Here is a 15458-nt window from a genome sequence, read left to right as displayed (position 1 = left end):
CGATGAGTGCTGTGTCGGTCGGTGCCGACTCCCGCCCGACCCGCTGGCGCGCGGGAGTCGGCCGTGTCGTCGCCGGGGCCGCCCTGCTGACGGCTGTCTCCCTGCTGCCCTGGCTGTCCGGGACCGACCCCGCGCTGACGGTCCTGCGGGCCCGCTCCGCCGACCAGGATCCGACCCCCGGGCAGCTGGCCGCCGTACGGGAACAACTGGGCCTGGACGAGGGGCCGTTCGCGCACCTCGCGCACTGGCTGGGCGGACTGCCGCGCGGCGACGCGGGTACCTCCTGGGTGTCGGGCGAGGCGGTCCTGCCCCAGGTGACGGCCGCCTTCGCGGTCTCCGTCACGCTGATGCTCGGGGCGCTCGTGGTCACCGTCGCGGTGGCCGCGCTGCTCAGCGCCCGCACCCTCCGTCTCGGATCCCGCCGACGGCTGCGCCGGGGCGGCGGGCACCGGGGCCGCCGTCCTCGCCGCGCTGCCCAAGTTCCTGCTCGCCTCGCTGCTCGCCACCGTGTTCGGGGTGTGGCTGGACTGGTTCCCGTCCAGCGGTTGGGAGGGACCGCAGGCGATGGTGCTGCCGGCGCTCGCCCTCGGTGTGCCGTCCGGGGCGATGATCGGCGGTCTGCTCGGCCAGTCGCTGCCCGCCGCCTTCCACGAGCCGTGGGCAAGGACCTGGCACGCTTTCGGGTACGCGCCGGGCCGCATCGCGCGGCACGCGCTGCGCCGCACACTGTCCGGTGTGCTCCCGCAGCTCCTGCCGACCGTCGTGGCCCTGGTCGGCGGCGCGGTCGCCGTGGAGAAGATCTTCAACATTCCGGGGCTCGGCCGGCTTGCCCTGGACTCCGCCGTGGCCCAGGATCTCCCGCCGTTGCAGACCGCAACCCTGATCCTCGTCCTGCTGGGTGTCGCCGCCGGCCTGCTCGTCCAGGCCCTGCGGCGCGCTCTCCTCGGCCCCGCCCTGCGCGACGGCGCCCTGCCCGCCCTGCATCCGCCCGCCCTTCCGCGGCGCCGCTCCCAGTGGTGGGTCGCCGGATTCTGCGCCGTCGCCCTGCTCACCCTCGTCGTGGCGGGTCTGTTGCGTGATCCCCTGCACGTGGACACGGCGGCCCGACTGCTGCCGCCCTCGGCCGCGCACCCCTTGGGTACGGATTCACTCGGCCGTGATCTGCTGGCCCGGCTGGGCCACGGCGCGCTGCGCACGGCGGGCGTGGCCCTGACGGTGACGGCGATCTGCACCCTCACCGGACTGCTGCTCGGTATGGCGGCGCAGGCGGGCGCGGGCCTGACGGAGGTGGTGTCGACGCTGCCGGCCGTTCTCGCCGGACTGCTGACGACGGCTGTGACCGGACCGTCGGTGTGGGGCGCGGCGCTCGCGGTGTGCCTGGTCGGCTGGAGCCCCTACGCCGCCCAGACCGCGGCGCTGCTCGAACAGGAACGGGCGAGCGGGCACATGCTGGCGTCGCTGTCGTTCGGCGCCGGACCGACGTATGTGCTGCGCCACCACTACCTGCCCGCGGTGCTGCCCGCCGTCCTGCGCAACGCCCTGCTGCGGCTGCCCACCACGGTCCTCGTTCTGGCCTCCCTCGGCTTCCTCGGCCTGGGCGAGCAGCCGCCCACGCCGGAGTGGGGCCGCCTGCTGTCGGAGAACCAGCCGTACGTGGAACTGGCCCCCTGGACCGTACTCGGCCCGGCCGGTGCGCTCGTCCTGCTCTCCGTACTCGCCGTGTCGGGCACGGCGCTGGGACGGGGCGGGAAGCGGCGCGTGCGCCCATAACAGCCGAAGGCACCCCCACCAGTCGATCACCCCATCAGGAACACACAGACTCCGACGGGGTAATTGCTTCGGTTGTGTTCGAAGTTCTAGGGTGAGCCGGGTGCAGCAGCCGACTCCGTCATCACGAGCCGCGATCCGTAACGCCGGCAACTGCTGTTTCAGCACCGTGAGTTCACCGTGAGTTGAGCCGCTCTCCGTTCGTGCAGCGCACTGTTCGTTCCGAGGAAGGACACGGTCATGCCGCACCCGCACGTGTTTCCCGCCGATCAGCCGGCCCGCCCCGAGCAGCGGGCCTTCGTCAGTCGCCGTCGACTCCTGGAGTCCGGTGCCGCCGTCCTCGGCGCGCTCGCCCTGTCCTCGCCCGCCCGGGACGCCGCCGCGCACCCCGCCGGCCGGAGCGCGGCGGCGGACGGATCCCCCGAGTGGAACGGGAACATCGCAGTCTTCCGGCTGGGCACCGAACCGCCGCACACCACCCTCATGCCGTACGCCGACGTCGCACAGGCCCTGGCCGCCGACCGCACCCGCTCGCCGTACCGGCAAAGCCTGGACGGACAGTGGAAGTTCGCCTACGCCGACCGTCCCGACGACCGGGACACCGACTTCCACCGCACCGACCTCGACGACAGCGACTGGGACAGCATCCCCGTCCCCTCCGTCTGGCAGATGCACGGCTACGACCGCCCGATCTTCGTCAACATCACCTACCCGTGGTGGGGACCCAACGGGCTCGGCGAGGAGGCGCAGCCCCCGGCGGCGCCGACGCGGTACAACCCGGTGGGGCAGTACAGACGCACCTTCACCGTGCCGCGCGGCTGGGCGGGCCGGCGGACCTTCCTGCACTTCGAAGGGGTCAAGTCCGCGCACTACGTGTGGATCAACGGGCAGTTGGTGGGGTACGCCGAGGACTCGTTCACCCCCGCCGAGTACGACATCACTCCGTACCTCAAGCCCGGCACCAATCAGATCGCCGTGGAGGTGTACCGCTTCTCCGACGGTGACTGGCTGGAGGACCAGGACATGATCCGGCTGAGCGGGATCTTCCGCTCGGTCTACCTCTACTCCACGCCGGACGTCCACCTGCGCGACTTCAAGCTGGACACCCCGCTGAGTGACGACTACAAGGCCGCCGAGCTGAAGGTCACCGCGAGCGTGCGCGACTACGGGGGTGGCGACAGTGGGCGGTACACCGTCGACACCATGCTGTACGACGCCGACGGTCACCCCGTGTGGCCCCGGCCCCTGCAGCAGTCCGCCGACGTCCCGGCCGGTGAGGAGGTCACCGTCGAGGCCGCCAGGGCCGTGCCCGCCCCGAAGCTCTGGTCGGCCGAGCACCCGAACCTCTACACCGCCGTGCTCCGGCTGCGCGATCCGGCCGGCAAGGTGATCGAGACCCTCTCGCACCGCGTCGGCCTCCGCGAGTTCGCACTCAAGGACGGGCTGATGCGGATCAACGGCAAGCCCGTGTCCTTCCGGGGAACGAACCGGCACGAGATGCACCCCGACAGCGGCATGGCGCTCACTCGTGCGCACATGGTCGAGGACATCGAGATCATCAAGCGGATGAACATGAACAGCGTCCGCACCTCGCACTACCCCGACAACCCCCTGTGGTACGAACTCGCGGACGAGTACGGCCTCTACCTCGTGGACGAGACCAACCTCGAGACCCACGGCATCCGCGACGAGTACCCGGGCAACCACGCCGACTGGACCAAGGCGTGCGTCGCCCGGGCCCAGAGCATGGTCCACCGCGACAAGAACCACGCCTCGGTGGTCATCTGGTCGCTCGGCAACGAGGCCGGGGGCGGCAGCACGTTCGTCGCCATGCGCGACTGGATCAAGTCGTACGACACCACCCGCGTCGTCCAGTACGAGGGCGACGACCGGCCGACGATCAGCGACATCCGGTCGGAGATGTACGACAGCCCCTCCCGCGTCGAGCAGCGCGCGAAGGACACGAACGACACCCGGCCGTACGTCATGATCGAGTACGCCCACGCGATGGGGAACTCGAACGGCAACCTCAAGAAGTACTGGGACATCGTCCGCCGCTACGACGTCCTCCAGGGCGGCTGGATCTGGGACTTCGTCGACCAGTCACTGAGCTGGCCCGTGCCCACCCGGAAGATCCTCACCGAGTCCGGGCCCGGCAAGCTGCGCGGTGAGATCCTCACCGCGAGCGGCACCTTCGACCGTGCCAAGGGCGTCGTGGGCGCCACCGTCTTCCCTCGCGACGAGCGCCTCGACCTCACGGGCTCGCTCACCCTGGAGGCCTGGGTCACCCCGCACTACACCGGCTACCACCAGCCCATCCTCGCCAAGGGCGACACCCAGTACGCCCTCAAGCAGACCAACAAGACCCTGGAGTTCTTCATCTACGGCGGCGGCCAGTGGATCAGCGCGAGCTGGGCCCTCCCGGACGGCTGGACCGGCAGTGAGCACCACATCGCCGGTGTCTTCGACGCGGACGCCGGCACGCTGACCCTCTACGTCGACGGCGCGGTGAAGGCCACCCGGACCACCACGCGGAAGCCCAGCAGCAACACCGCGCCCCTCTCGCTCGCCGCCGACGTGGACAACCCGACCCGGGAGTTCAGCGGTACGATCCGCCGGGCGCGCGTGTACGCCCGTGCGCTGAGCGCGGGCGAGCTCGGCTCCGACGGCCGCGGTCCCGGTGACGAGGGTGTGCGGTTCTGGTTCGACGCGGCCACCGTCGGACTCGCCGAGAAGCGGCCTCGCGAAAAGACCTTCTTCCCGTACGGCGGTGACTGGGGCGACAACCCCAACGACGGCACCTCCAACGCGGACGGCATCGTCACCGCCGACCGCCGGCACACCGGCAAAGCGGCCGAGATCAAGCAGATCTACCAGGCCGTGGGCGCGGCGCCGGCCTCCGGCGACTCACTGGCTCCCGGAGCCGCGGTCACCCTCACCAATGAGTACCTGTTCACCAACCTCCGTGAGTTCGACGGCCGTTGGGCCCTCGTCGCGGACGGAGAGGTCGTGCAGCGCGGAAAGCTGAGCCGCGCCCAGCTGGACGTCCCTCCGCTCAGCAGCAAGGACATCACGGTGCCGGTGAAGCTGCCGGAGGACCCGGGCCCGGGCGCCGAGTACTTCCTCCAGCTCTCCTTCACCCTCAAGGAATCCACCCCGTGGGCGAAGGCCGGCTTCGAGGTGGCCAAGCAGCAGCTTCCCGTCGACGCCGACAGCCCGGCCGTGACGCCCGTACCGCTGGAGAGCGTGCCGGCGCTGCGGTACGAGGAAGGGGACAACGACGTCACGGTGCAGGGCAAGGGCTTCTCCGTCACCGTCGACAAGAGCAGCGGCGTCATCACGTCGTACGAGGCCGGGGGTACCCGGCTCATCACCTCCGGGCCCGCGCCGAACTTCTGGCGGGCGCCCACCGAGAACGACCGCGGCAACGGCCAGCACACCCGCAACCAGACCTGGCGCGACGCGGGCGCCCGGCGCACGGTGACGGACGTGAGCGTGCGCGCCCTGCGCGACAGGGCCGTCGAGATCAAGGTCAGCGGTACGCTGCCCACCACCGTCGAGTCCGCGTACACCACCACGTACACGGTCTTCGGCAACGGCGAGATCAAGGTCGACAACACCCTCCACCCGGGCGCCGCGTCCCTGCCGTACATCCCGGAGGTCGGCACGCTGCTGTTCCTGCCGGGGCGTTTCGAGTATCTGCGCTACTACGGCCGCGGGCCCGAGGAGAACCACTGGGACCGCAACGACGGCACCGACGTGGGCGTGTACTCCGGGACCGTCTCCGGGCAGTGGACGCCGTACATCCGCCCGCAGGAGAACGGCAACAAGACGGACGTCCGCTGGGTCGCGCTCACCGACCGGGGCGGCTCCGGTCTGCTCGTCTCCGGTGAGCCGCTGCTGGAGGTCAACGCCTCGCACTTCACCCCGGAGGACCTGTCGTCCGGGGTGCGCCACGACTACCAGCTCACTCCGCGGGACGAGGTCGTCCTGCGCGTCAACCACCGCCAGATGGGCGTGGGCGGCGACAACAGCTGGGGCGCGCACACCCACGACGAGTACAAGCTGTTCGCCGACCGTGACTACTCCTTCACCTACCGGCTGCGTCCCCTCACCGACGTACGCCGGGCGACGTCGGCGGCACGCCGGCCCACGGCCGGGGACTTCTCCGGGTAGCCGCCGGGCCCCCCGGGCGACACCCGTGATCGTCGGTGTGTCGCCCGGCGCCCTGGGGAAACCCGTACCGACACAGGGCGAGACCAGCAGCAGGCAGGTGGTGGGACATGAGTTTCCGAGACCGCGCGCACGCCGGCCGGGAGCTGGCCGAGCATCTGCGCATCCTGCAGGAGAAGGGCACCCTCCCGGACCCCGTCGTGCTCGCCCTGCCTCGCGGTGGCGTCACGGTCGCCCGGGAGGTCGCACGGGCGCTCGGCGCCCCGCTCGACGTGCTTGTCGTCCGCAAGATCGGCGCGCCTGCCCACGAGGAGTTCGGCGTCGGAGCGATCGCGGGCGACGACCCCCCGTTGTTCGACGCCCGGGCCCTGAACCAGCTGGGCCTGACCGAGGAGGAGCTCGCCCCGGTGGTGACCCGGGAACGGGCCGAACTGCACCGGCGCGAGCAGCGCTACCGGCAGGGCCGCCCCGCCGCCGAACTGAAGGGACGTACCGCGATCCTCGTCGACGACGGGCTGGCCACCGGATCGACCGCCCGCGCCGCCGTGCAGGCCGTGCGCCGGCGCGAGCCCGAACGGGTGGTCGTCGCCGCGCCGGTCTGCTCGCACGAGGCGACCGACCTGCTGCGCGGCGACGCCGACGACGTGGTGTGCCTGATGCGGCCGAGCCCGTTCCACGCGGTCGGGCTCTGGTACGAGGACTTCGAGCAGCTGACGGACGACGACGTGCTGGACGCGCTGCACGGCAGCTGAGCCGGCCGTACCCCCAGGAGGCGTTCATGACCAGGCAGATACGCGACGTGATGTCGCCCGGCACGGCCTCGGTCGAGCCGATGACCACCGTGGCGCGGGCGGCGCGGCTGATGCGCGAGCAGGACATCGGCGATGTCCTGGTGGCCTACGACTGTGATCTGTTCGGCGTCCTCACCGACCGCGACATCGCGGTCCGGGCCGTCGCCGAGGGGCTCGACCCGAACACCACCACCGTCGGCTCGCTGTGCACCCGGCCGCCCGTGGTGACCCTTGCGCCCGACGACACGACCGACCACGCCATCGAACTGATGCGCCGGCACGCGGTGCGCAGGATCCCCGTCGTCGAGCACGGCGGCTGCCCCATCGGCATGATCAGCCTCGGTGATCTCGCCACCTCCGAGGATCCGCACTCCGCCCTGGCGGACATCAGCCGGGCCGCCCCCAACCACTGAAACCGGCCCACGCCGCGGCTGAGACGCGCGTCATGTCACAGGGATCAGTGTGGCGAGGAGCAAGGCGGGGCGAAAGAATCTCTTACGCACCACACCCGGCCAACGCTCTTCACCACACCGAAAGGGACCTCCGCATGGACGAGCAGGACGAGCGCTTCGACGTCGTCGTTCTCGGAGCGGGCCCCGGCGGGTACGTCGCCGCCATCCGCGCCGCCCAGCTGGGCAAACGTGTCGCCGTCGTCGAGGAGAAGTACTGGGGCGGTGTCTGCCTGAACGTCGGCTGCATCCCCACCAAGGCCCTGCTGCGCAACGCCGAGCTCGCGCACATCGTCACCCGTGAGGCGAAGACCTTCGGCATCAAGGCCGACGGACAGATCACCTTCGACTACGGCGAGGCGTTCCGGCGCAGCCGCAAGGTCGCCGACGGCCGGGTCAAGGGCGTCCACTACCTGATGAAGAAGAACAAGATCACGGAGTACGACGGCCGCGGCACGTTCGTCGACCCGCACACCCTCCAGATCACCGGCTACGACGGCGAGTCCCGCACCATCGGCTTCGACCACTGCATCATCGCCACCGGCGCCACCCCGAAGCTGCTGCCCGGCACCCGCCGCACCTCACGCGTGGTGACGTTCGAGGAGCAGATCCTCGCCGAGGAACTGCCGCAGTCGATCATCATCGCGGGCGCCGGCGCGATCGGTGTCGAGTTCGCGTACATCCTGAACAACTACGGCGTGAAGGTCACCGTCGTCGAGTTCCTGGACCGCGCCGCCCCCCTCGAGGACGCCGAGGTCTCCACCGAACTCGCCCGCCAGTACCGCAAGCTGGGCATCGACGTGCTCACCTCGACCCGCGTCGACGCCATCGACGAGTCCGGCCCGCAGGTCCGCGTCACGGTCACCACCAAGGACGGCTCCCAGCAGATCCTCGAGGCCGACAAGGTCCTCCAGGCCATCGGCTTCCAGCCGAACGTCGAGGGCTACGGGCTGGAGAAGACGGGTGTGAAGGTCACCGACCGCGGCGCGATCGACGTCGACGGCCGCTGCCGCACCTCCGTCCCGCACATCTACGCCATCGGTGACGTCACCGCGAAGCTGATGCTCGCGCACGCCGCCGAGGCCATGGGCGTGGTCGCCGCCGAGACCATCGCGGACGCCGAGACGATGGAGCTCGACTACGTGATGATCCCGCGTGCCACGTACTGCCAGCCGCAGATCGCCAGCTTCGGCTACACCGAGGCGCAGGCCCGTGAGCTGGGCTACGACGTCAAGGTCGCCAAGTTCCCGTTCACCGCCAACGGCAAGGCGCACGGCCTCGGCGACACCACCGGCTTCGTGAAGCTGATCAGCGACGCGAAGTACGGCGAACTGATCGGCGGCCACCTCATCGGCCCCGACGTCACCGAGCTGCTGCCCGAGCTGACCCTGGCCCAGAAGTGGGACCTCACCGTCCACGAGGTGGCCCGCAACGTCCACGGCCACCCGACCCTCGGCGAGGCGCTCCAGGAGGCCGTGCACGGCCTGGCCGGCCACATGATCAACATGTAGGGACGTCCGGGGCGTTCGTGACGCCGCCGATAGGTGCTACTCGGCGGCGTCGCTGATGCCGAGCCGCAGATGCTCCACGTGGTACACGGCCTGGTCGAGGAGCTGGGCGACATGGTCGTCGTGCAGCGCGTACACCACCGACCGGCCGCGACGCTCGCCCACCACCAGGCCGAGGTTGCGCAGCAGCCGCAGCTGGTGCGAGCACGCGGACTGCTCCATGCCCACCTCGGCGGCCAACTCGGTCGCGGGCAGCGGTCCTTCGCGCAGCCGCGCGAGGATCAGCAGGCGGGACGGGGTGGACAGGGCCTGGAGCGTGGTGGCCACCTTGGCGACGTTGTCCGCGTCGAGACGTACGCGTTCCGTGGTGTCCTGCGCGGCGGTGACGGCTCCATGACCCATGACGGCTATCCTACCCACCCCGCATGAACGAATGAACGAGTCTTCATGTGTTCCTGTATGGTGGCCCTGTGTCAGCGACTCTTGCGCCCCATCCGACCCCCACCCGCACCCCGACGGCATCCCGCCGCCGCACCCGGATCCTCGCCCTGCCCGAGGCCCGCTGGGCCCTCGCCGCCCTCGTGACGTTCCTGGCGGCACTCGCCCTCGACCTGGGCGGCGCCCCCACCTGGGCGTTCGCCCCGCTGTACGCCGTCGCCTACGTCACCGGCGGCTGGGAACCGGCCCTCGAAGGACTGCGGGCCCTGCGCGACAAGACCCTCGACGTCGATCTGCTGATGATCGTCGCGGCGCTGGGCGCGGCCGCCATCGGCCAGGTCCTCGACGGCGCCCTGCTGATCGTCATCTTCGCCACCTCCGGCGCCCTGGAGGCGCTGGCCACCGCCCGCACCGCCGACTCCGTGCGCGGCCTGCTCGACCTCGCGCCCACCACCGCGACCCGCCTCACGGACGAGGGCACCGAGGAGACCGTGCCGACCGGCGACCTCACCGTCGGCGATGTGCTGCTGATCCGGCCGGGCGAGCGCATCGGCGCCGACGGCCAGGTCCTGGACGGCACCAGCGAGGCCGACCAGGCGACCATCACCGGCGAACCCCTCCCGGTCGTCAAGCGCCCCGGCGACGAGGTGTTCGCCGGCACCCTCAACGGCACCGGCTCCCTGCGCGTCCGGGTCGAACGGGACCCCGCCGACTCGGTCATCGCCCGCATCGTGACCCTCGTGGAGGAGGCCTCCCGCACCAAGGCGCCGACCCAGCTGTTCATCGAGAAGGTCGAACAGCGGTACGCCGTCGGCGTGGTCGTCGCCACGCTCGCCGTCTTCGCCGTACCGCTCGCCTTCGGCGCGAACCTCACCGAAGCGCTCCTGCGCGCCATGACCTTCATGATCGTCGCCTCCCCGTGCGCGGTCGTCCTGGCCACCATGCCGCCCTTGCTGTCCGCCATCGCCAACGCCGGCCGGCACGGCGTGCTGGTCAAGTCGGCCGTCGCGATGGAACGCCTCGGCGAGATCGACACCGCCGCCCTCGACAAGACCGGCACGCTCACCGAGGGCGCCCCCGAGGTGACGGACGTACGACCGCTGCCGGACTCCGGCCTCGACGAGAACCGGCTTCTCGCCCTCGCCGCCGCGGCCGAGCACCCCAGCGAGCACCCGTTGGCCCGCGCGATCGTGGCCGCGGCCCGCGCCCGGGACCTGCCGATCGTGCCCACCGAGGAGTTCACGGCCGTCCCGGGCCGCGGGGTCACCGCCGTCGTCGACGGGCACAAGGTGAGCGTCGGCCGCGCGGAGTCCCTGGCCGATCCCGAGGATTGTGCGACGGTCCGAGCGGAGTCCCTGGCCGATCCCGAAGACGGCGCGACGGTCGGCGCGGAGGCTCTGGCCGGTCGCGAGGACGGTGCGACGGTCGGCGCGGAGGCTCTGGCCGGTCGCGAGGACGGCGCGACGGTCGTCCTGGTCGTCCGCGACGGCAATCCCGTCGGCACGCTCGCCCTCACCGACCGCCTCCGCCCCGAGGCCGCCGCGACCACGGCCGCCCTCACCGCCCTCACCGGCACCGCCCCCGTCCTGCTCACCGGCGACAACGCGCACACCGCCGCCCGTGTCGCCGAGGCCACCGGTCTGACGGACGTCCGCGCGGACCTGCTGCCCGAGGACAAGGTGAACGCCGTACGCGACCTCCAGGACAGCGGCCGCAAGGTGCTCTTCGTCGGAGACGGCGTCAACGACGCGCCCGCCCTCGCCGCCGCGCACTCCGGCGTGGCGATGGGCCGCGCCGGTTCCGACCTGGCGCTGGAGACCGCGGACGCCGTCGTCGTACGCGACGAACTCGCCACCGTCCCCGCGACCGTACGACTCTCCCGGGCCGCCCGCCGACTGGTCCAGCAGAACCTGGTCATCGCGGGCACGTTCATCACCGTGCTCGTGGTGTGGGACCTGGTCGGCCATCTGCCGCTGCCGCTCGGCGTCGCCGGACACGAGGGCTCGACCATCCTGGTAGCGCTGAACGGGCTCCGGCTGCTGCGCGAATCCGCGTGGCGATCCGGGCCGGTCCAGGACAGCCGAGGTTGATGTCGAATTCCCGCCAGCCCCAACCCGGCCGCTGGTCGATGCTGGACGCATGCAGAACGGGATGCACACCGACACCGAACGCTGTCTGCGCGCCGTCCAGTCCAAGGACGCCCGCTTCGACGGCTGGTTCTTCACAGCGGTCCTGACCACAGGGATCTACTGCCGCCCCAGCTGCCCCGTCGTGCCGCCCAAGCCGCAGAACATGGTGTTCCACCCGAGCGCGGCCGCCTGCCAGCAGGCCGGTTTCCGGGCGTGCAAACGCTGCCGTCCGGACACCAGCCCCGGCTCCCCGGAATGGAACCAGCGCGCAGATGCGGTCGCCCGTGCCATGCGGCTGATCGCCGACGGAGTCGTCGACCGCGAGGGCGTCCCCGGCCTCGCGGCCCGGCTCGGCTACAGCACCCGGCAGATCGAACGCCAGCTGCTCGCCGAGCTGGGCGCGGGCCCGCTCGCCCTGGCCCGCGCCCAGCGCGCCCAGACCGCCCGGCTGCTCATCGAGACGACCGGACTGCCGATGGCGCAGATCGCCTTCGCCGCCGGTTTCGCCTCGATCCGCACCTTCAACGACACGGTCCGCGAGGTGTACGCCCTGACTCCCAGCGAGCTGCGCACCCGAGCACCTCGCCCTCAGGGCACCCCCGGCGCCCTGTCCCTGCGCCTCCCGTTCCGCGCCCCCCTCAACCCCGACAACCTCTTCGGTCACCTCGCGGCCACCGCCGTACCGGGCGTGGAGGAGTGGCGCGACGGCGCATACCGACGCACACTCCGCCTCCCGTACGGCCACGGCATCGTCGCGCTGACCCCGAACCCCGACCACATCGCCTGCCGCCTCATTCTCAGCGACCTGCGCGATCTGCCCGTCGCCATCAGCCGCTGCCGCCGCATGCTCGACCTGGACGCCGACCCGGCCGCCGTCGACGACCAGCTGCGTACCGACCCGGTGCTGGCGCCGCTGGTGGACAAGGCGCCGGGGCGGCGGGTGCCGCGCACCGTCGACGAGGCCGAGTTCGCCGTACGGGCGGTACTGGGCCAGCAGGTCTCCACGGCCGCCGCCCGCACCCATGCCGCCCGCCTGGTCCTCGCACACGGCGAACCCGTCGACGACCCCGAGGGCGGTCTCACCCACCTGTTCCCGTCCGTCGAGTCGCTGGCGTCCGTCAACCCGGAGTCACTGGCGATGCCCCGCACCCGCCGGACGACCTTCACGACACTCATCGATCAACTCGCCGACGGCTCACTCCACTTGGGCGTGGAGAGCGACTGGCCCGAGACCCGCGCCCGACTCCTCTCCCTCCCCGGGTTCGGCCCCTGGACGGCCGACGTCATCGCCATGCGCGCCCTCGGCGACCCCGACGCCTTCCTCCCCACCGACCTCGGCATCCGCCGCGCGGCAGGAGAGCTGGGCCTGCCGTCCACACCCGCCGCGCTCACCGCGCGCGCGGCGTCCTGGCGGCCGTGGCGGGCCTACGCGGTCCAGTACCTGTGGGCGACGGACAGCCACCCGATCAACTTCCTGCCTGTGTAAGGACGTTCAGTGAAACAGCACACCGTGATCGACAGCCCGTACGGCCCGCTGACGCTCGTCGCCGAGGACGGCGTCCTGTGCGGCCTCTACATGACCGACCAACGCCACCGCCCACCGGAGGAGACCTTCGGCGAGCCCGACGACACGCCCTTCGCGGAGGCCGAGAAGCAACTGCAGGCCTATTTCGCGGGCGAGTTGAAGGAGTTCACCCTCGAACTACGCCTGAACGGCACGCCGTTCCAGCGCACCGTCTGGCAACAGCTGCGGCAGATCCCCCACGGCGAGACCCGCACGTACGGAGAACTCGCCGACGCCCTGGGCAACCCCAAGGCGTCCCGCGCGGTCGGCCTCGCCAACGGCAGAAACCCCATCGGCATCATCGTCCCCTGCCACCGCGTGGTCGGCGCCGACGGCAGCCTCACCGGCTACGGCGGTGGCCTCCCCCGCAAACAACGTCTCCTGGACTTCGAACGTGGGACGGCGTTGTTCTAGGCAGTGGGGGGCCGGCGCGGCCCCCACAGTGCGGGCAAGGTCGCATGGGGACCGGGCCTGTCATGGACCGGCGTCCAGAGGGGAGCCTTCGATTTCCCCGCCTCGCGTTGCCTGCTGAGCCGTATCGGCGCCGCGACTGATGACGGGCGAGTTCCTGATACGGCCCCGCCGGGTGGCCAACTGCTCGGCGACGGCGCCATTGCGAACAGTGATGCCGGAGCCGGTGATGGAGCCACCGTGGTGAGCTCGCACGCGGACCTGGCCGGAGCCCTGCGTGCCCCCAGTGCCCCGGAGGGCGATGGCCACGGCAACCACCACCAGTACGGCCAGGGTTGCGGCCAGGGACCAGCTCCAGCGACTGGTGATCAGGTTGGTGACGATCCCGGTGGCGACACCGAGGACCACCCCGGCGGCCGTGATGATCTTGGAAGTTCGTGAGGGCACCGCTGACTCCTGTGGTTGATGCGACGAACGCCCAGGGACTGGCCGTCGGTGTTCCGCGCGTCAGGCCAGCCCGTGGGCGGCAAGCGCGGACAGCAGCGCTCCGCAGCGGTTGCCGGGCCGCAGCGGGGGGACGATGCTCACCGCGATCCCCAGGGCGGCTGCGCCTCCGTCGGAACGCTCGTCGTCCCCGACCATCAGCGCGTCCTGAGGGGGAATGCCCATGTTTTCGCAGGCGCTGAGGAACATCTGCGGATCGGGCTTCATGGCTCCCTCCCTATACGACATGAGGACGCCGGAGACGAGATGGGTCATCGAATGGAGATCGAAAACAGGGCGGATGTCCCAGGCGATGTTGCTGACCACGGTGACCGGGACGCTCAACTCGTCCAGTTTGCGTAAGGCCAGGAGCGCGTCCTGGTACGGCTTCCAGTACGACGGGTCGATCAGACGTTCATACAGTGCCTGCCGTACGGCAGGCTCATCGACTCCCGCGGCATGCAGCAGCGAGAGGTACGCGGTCCTGTGGAGGTCGGGGTGCAGGTCGCGCCTCTCCCATGCCGCTCGAGCTTCCGCCGGTAAGCCTTTACTCAATCGGTCAGGGGTGGCGAAACGGTGCTGAAATGCCTTCTTCTCAGCCGCGTCCCAGTTTCCCTTCGGTTCTGGCAGGTCTTCCAGCCACTCTGATTCGCGATCATGATGAAACAGGGTTCCGGCGAAATCGAAAATCACACCCTTTGTCGTCACTCGCGGCAGGATACAGGAAGGGGACTTCCTGACGCACTGCCCGGATCGGGGCCAAGAAAGATCAATCGCTTGTGCGCCAGAGCGAGCGAGTGGGCTGTAGGATAATTTGCCCCGAGGCGCTCGAAGTGACAAATGATGCACGTGTTGCTGGTGAGCGGAATCGCAGCTCGAGAACTAGCGATCGGTGATCAGAATGTCCGGTGAACGGGTCACACTGCGCAGCACCAGAAACTCGCTGATTGCGAACAATCGGATCGTCATCGGTGACACATTCATTGTGCTTCCGCCCGCTCTGCAGGTGCACGGCGGTACGAGTGAGATCCTGTCGCACGGCACCGTCGAACCGAGCGTCGAACGCCGTCTGATCTCGGACGTCAACGAGCGGGCCGTGGTCAACGTCGACTTCCTCGAACGGCTCCTCGCCGCAGGACGGAGGAGCGGGGAACGGCCCGTCGTCCGGTTGGCCGGCCTGTTCACCTCATTCTCCTCAAGTCGTGACACCTCGGGCACCGGTGATTACGACGCACTGATGCTTCGTGAACGTGAGCTCGTCTCCGAGTTGATCAGACATCGGTACGAAGTGCGCATTCTGGCCTCCTTGGACATTCCGGTGGTGCTCTCTTCGTGGGGATATGACGAGAACCGTTTGCGGCACCGCCTGCTCGATCTTGTGGAGCAACTGCAGCGTTTCGGCGACCGCTACCCAAATCTGCAGTTCGCCGTCGACACCCACAATCGACTCGCCGGACAGTTCATCATAGGGAACTCGCTGCTGATCCACTCACTTGTCACGACAACCGGTATCGGTTATTCCATGACTTCTTACGAGACGAATTTCCTGGACATACAGAACGCTATACGGACCTTTGACGACGCATTCAATGCGTCCCTCGGTCTCGCTCACGGAATACGCCGGACCATGGGGTTGGAGTCAGTCGCACAATACGCGTCCACCCTTGTGCGTTCGAGGTTGGACCAGGCGGAGGTGGATTTGGACATCGCTCATCTGTGATCGCCCCGACCTTGCGAGGAAAGTC

At 70.1% G+C, this 15458-nt stretch carries 11 protein-coding genes and 1 pseudogene; 9 read left to right on the top strand and 3 right to left on the bottom strand.

Annotation, left to right across the window (positions count from 1 at the left end; translation table 11 throughout):
- Positions 1 to 2: 2 nt before the first annotated feature.
- From StrepF001_RS24340 to lpdA, 5 genes and pseudogenes are all read left to right on the top strand, one after another.
- Positions 3 to 1770: pseudogene (locus tag StrepF001_RS24340) on the top strand (ABC transporter permease subunit).
- A 237-nt stretch (positions 1771 to 2007) separates the two neighbouring features.
- Positions 2008 to 5943 (top strand): glycoside hydrolase family 2 TIM barrel-domain containing protein, encoded by a 3936-nt coding sequence (locus StrepF001_RS24335; RefSeq protein ID WP_129800333.1) that lies wholly within the window; start codon positions 2008 to 2010, stop codon positions 5941 to 5943.
- Between the two features lie 107 nt (positions 5944 to 6050).
- Positions 6051 to 6692 carry a phosphoribosyltransferase gene (locus tag StrepF001_RS24330; protein ID WP_129800332.1) on the top strand — a complete coding sequence of 214 codons (642 nt, stop codon included), beginning with the start codon at positions 6051 to 6053 and terminating at the stop codon, positions 6690 to 6692.
- A 26-nt stretch (positions 6693 to 6718) separates the two neighbouring features.
- On the top strand, positions 6719 to 7144 hold the full coding sequence (locus StrepF001_RS24325) for a CBS domain-containing protein (protein ID WP_129800331.1): 426 nt from the start codon (positions 6719 to 6721) through the stop codon (positions 7142 to 7144).
- 134 nt (positions 7145 to 7278) lie between these two features.
- Positions 7279 to 8691 (top strand): dihydrolipoyl dehydrogenase, encoded by a 1413-nt coding sequence (lpdA, locus tag StrepF001_RS24320; RefSeq protein WP_129800330.1) that lies wholly within the window; start codon positions 7279 to 7281, stop codon positions 8689 to 8691.
- A 36-nt stretch (positions 8692 to 8727) separates the two neighbouring features.
- On the opposite strand, the gene StrepF001_RS24315 is transcribed toward lpdA, so the two are convergent.
- A complete protein-coding gene (locus StrepF001_RS24315; RefSeq protein WP_129800329.1) occupies positions 8728 to 9090 on the bottom strand; it encodes a metalloregulator ArsR/SmtB family transcription factor in 363 nt (120 codons plus the stop codon).
- A gap of 68 nt (positions 9091 to 9158) precedes the next feature.
- Between StrepF001_RS24315 and StrepF001_RS24310 the strand changes: the two genes are divergently transcribed.
- From StrepF001_RS24310 to StrepF001_RS24300, 3 genes are read left to right on the top strand one after another with little or no spacing between them, the layout of a single operon-like run.
- Entirely contained in the window at positions 9159 to 11216 is a 2058-nt protein-coding gene (locus tag StrepF001_RS24310) for a heavy metal translocating P-type ATPase (protein WP_129800328.1), read from the top strand.
- Between the two features lie 49 nt (positions 11217 to 11265).
- A complete protein-coding gene (locus StrepF001_RS24305) occupies positions 11266 to 12741 on the top strand; it encodes an AlkA N-terminal domain-containing protein (protein WP_276322836.1) in 1476 nt (491 codons plus the stop codon).
- A 9-nt stretch (positions 12742 to 12750) separates the two neighbouring features.
- A complete protein-coding gene (locus StrepF001_RS24300; RefSeq protein ID WP_129800327.1) occupies positions 12751 to 13233 on the top strand; it encodes a methylated-DNA--[protein]-cysteine S-methyltransferase in 483 nt (160 codons plus the stop codon).
- Positions 13234 to 13293: 60 nt separating this feature from the next.
- On the opposite strand, the gene StrepF001_RS24295 is transcribed toward StrepF001_RS24300, so the two are convergent.
- Together StrepF001_RS24295 and StrepF001_RS24290 are read right to left on the bottom strand one after the other, a co-directional pair.
- Complete coding sequence (locus StrepF001_RS24295; protein ID WP_129800326.1) at positions 13294 to 13677, bottom strand: hypothetical protein; 384 nt, start codon at positions 13675 to 13677, stop codon at positions 13294 to 13296.
- 60 nt (positions 13678 to 13737) lie between these two features.
- Entirely contained in the window at positions 13738 to 14421 is a 684-nt protein-coding gene (locus StrepF001_RS24290; protein WP_165396351.1) for an HAD family hydrolase, read from the bottom strand.
- A gap of 184 nt (positions 14422 to 14605) precedes the next feature.
- On the opposite strand from StrepF001_RS24290, the gene StrepF001_RS45715 reads away from it, so the two are divergent.
- Entirely contained in the window at positions 14606 to 15433 is an 828-nt protein-coding gene (locus tag StrepF001_RS45715) for a hypothetical protein (protein ID WP_165396350.1), read from the top strand.
- Positions 15434 to 15458: the final 25 nt, after the last annotated feature.

Origin of the sequence: Streptomyces sp. F001 (assembly GCF_004187715.1) — a bacterium.
Classification (GTDB): Bacteria; Actinomycetota; Actinomycetes; order Streptomycetales; family Streptomycetaceae; genus Streptomyces; species Streptomyces flavusporus.
This window is presented reverse-complemented; position numbering and strand designations above follow the sequence as displayed.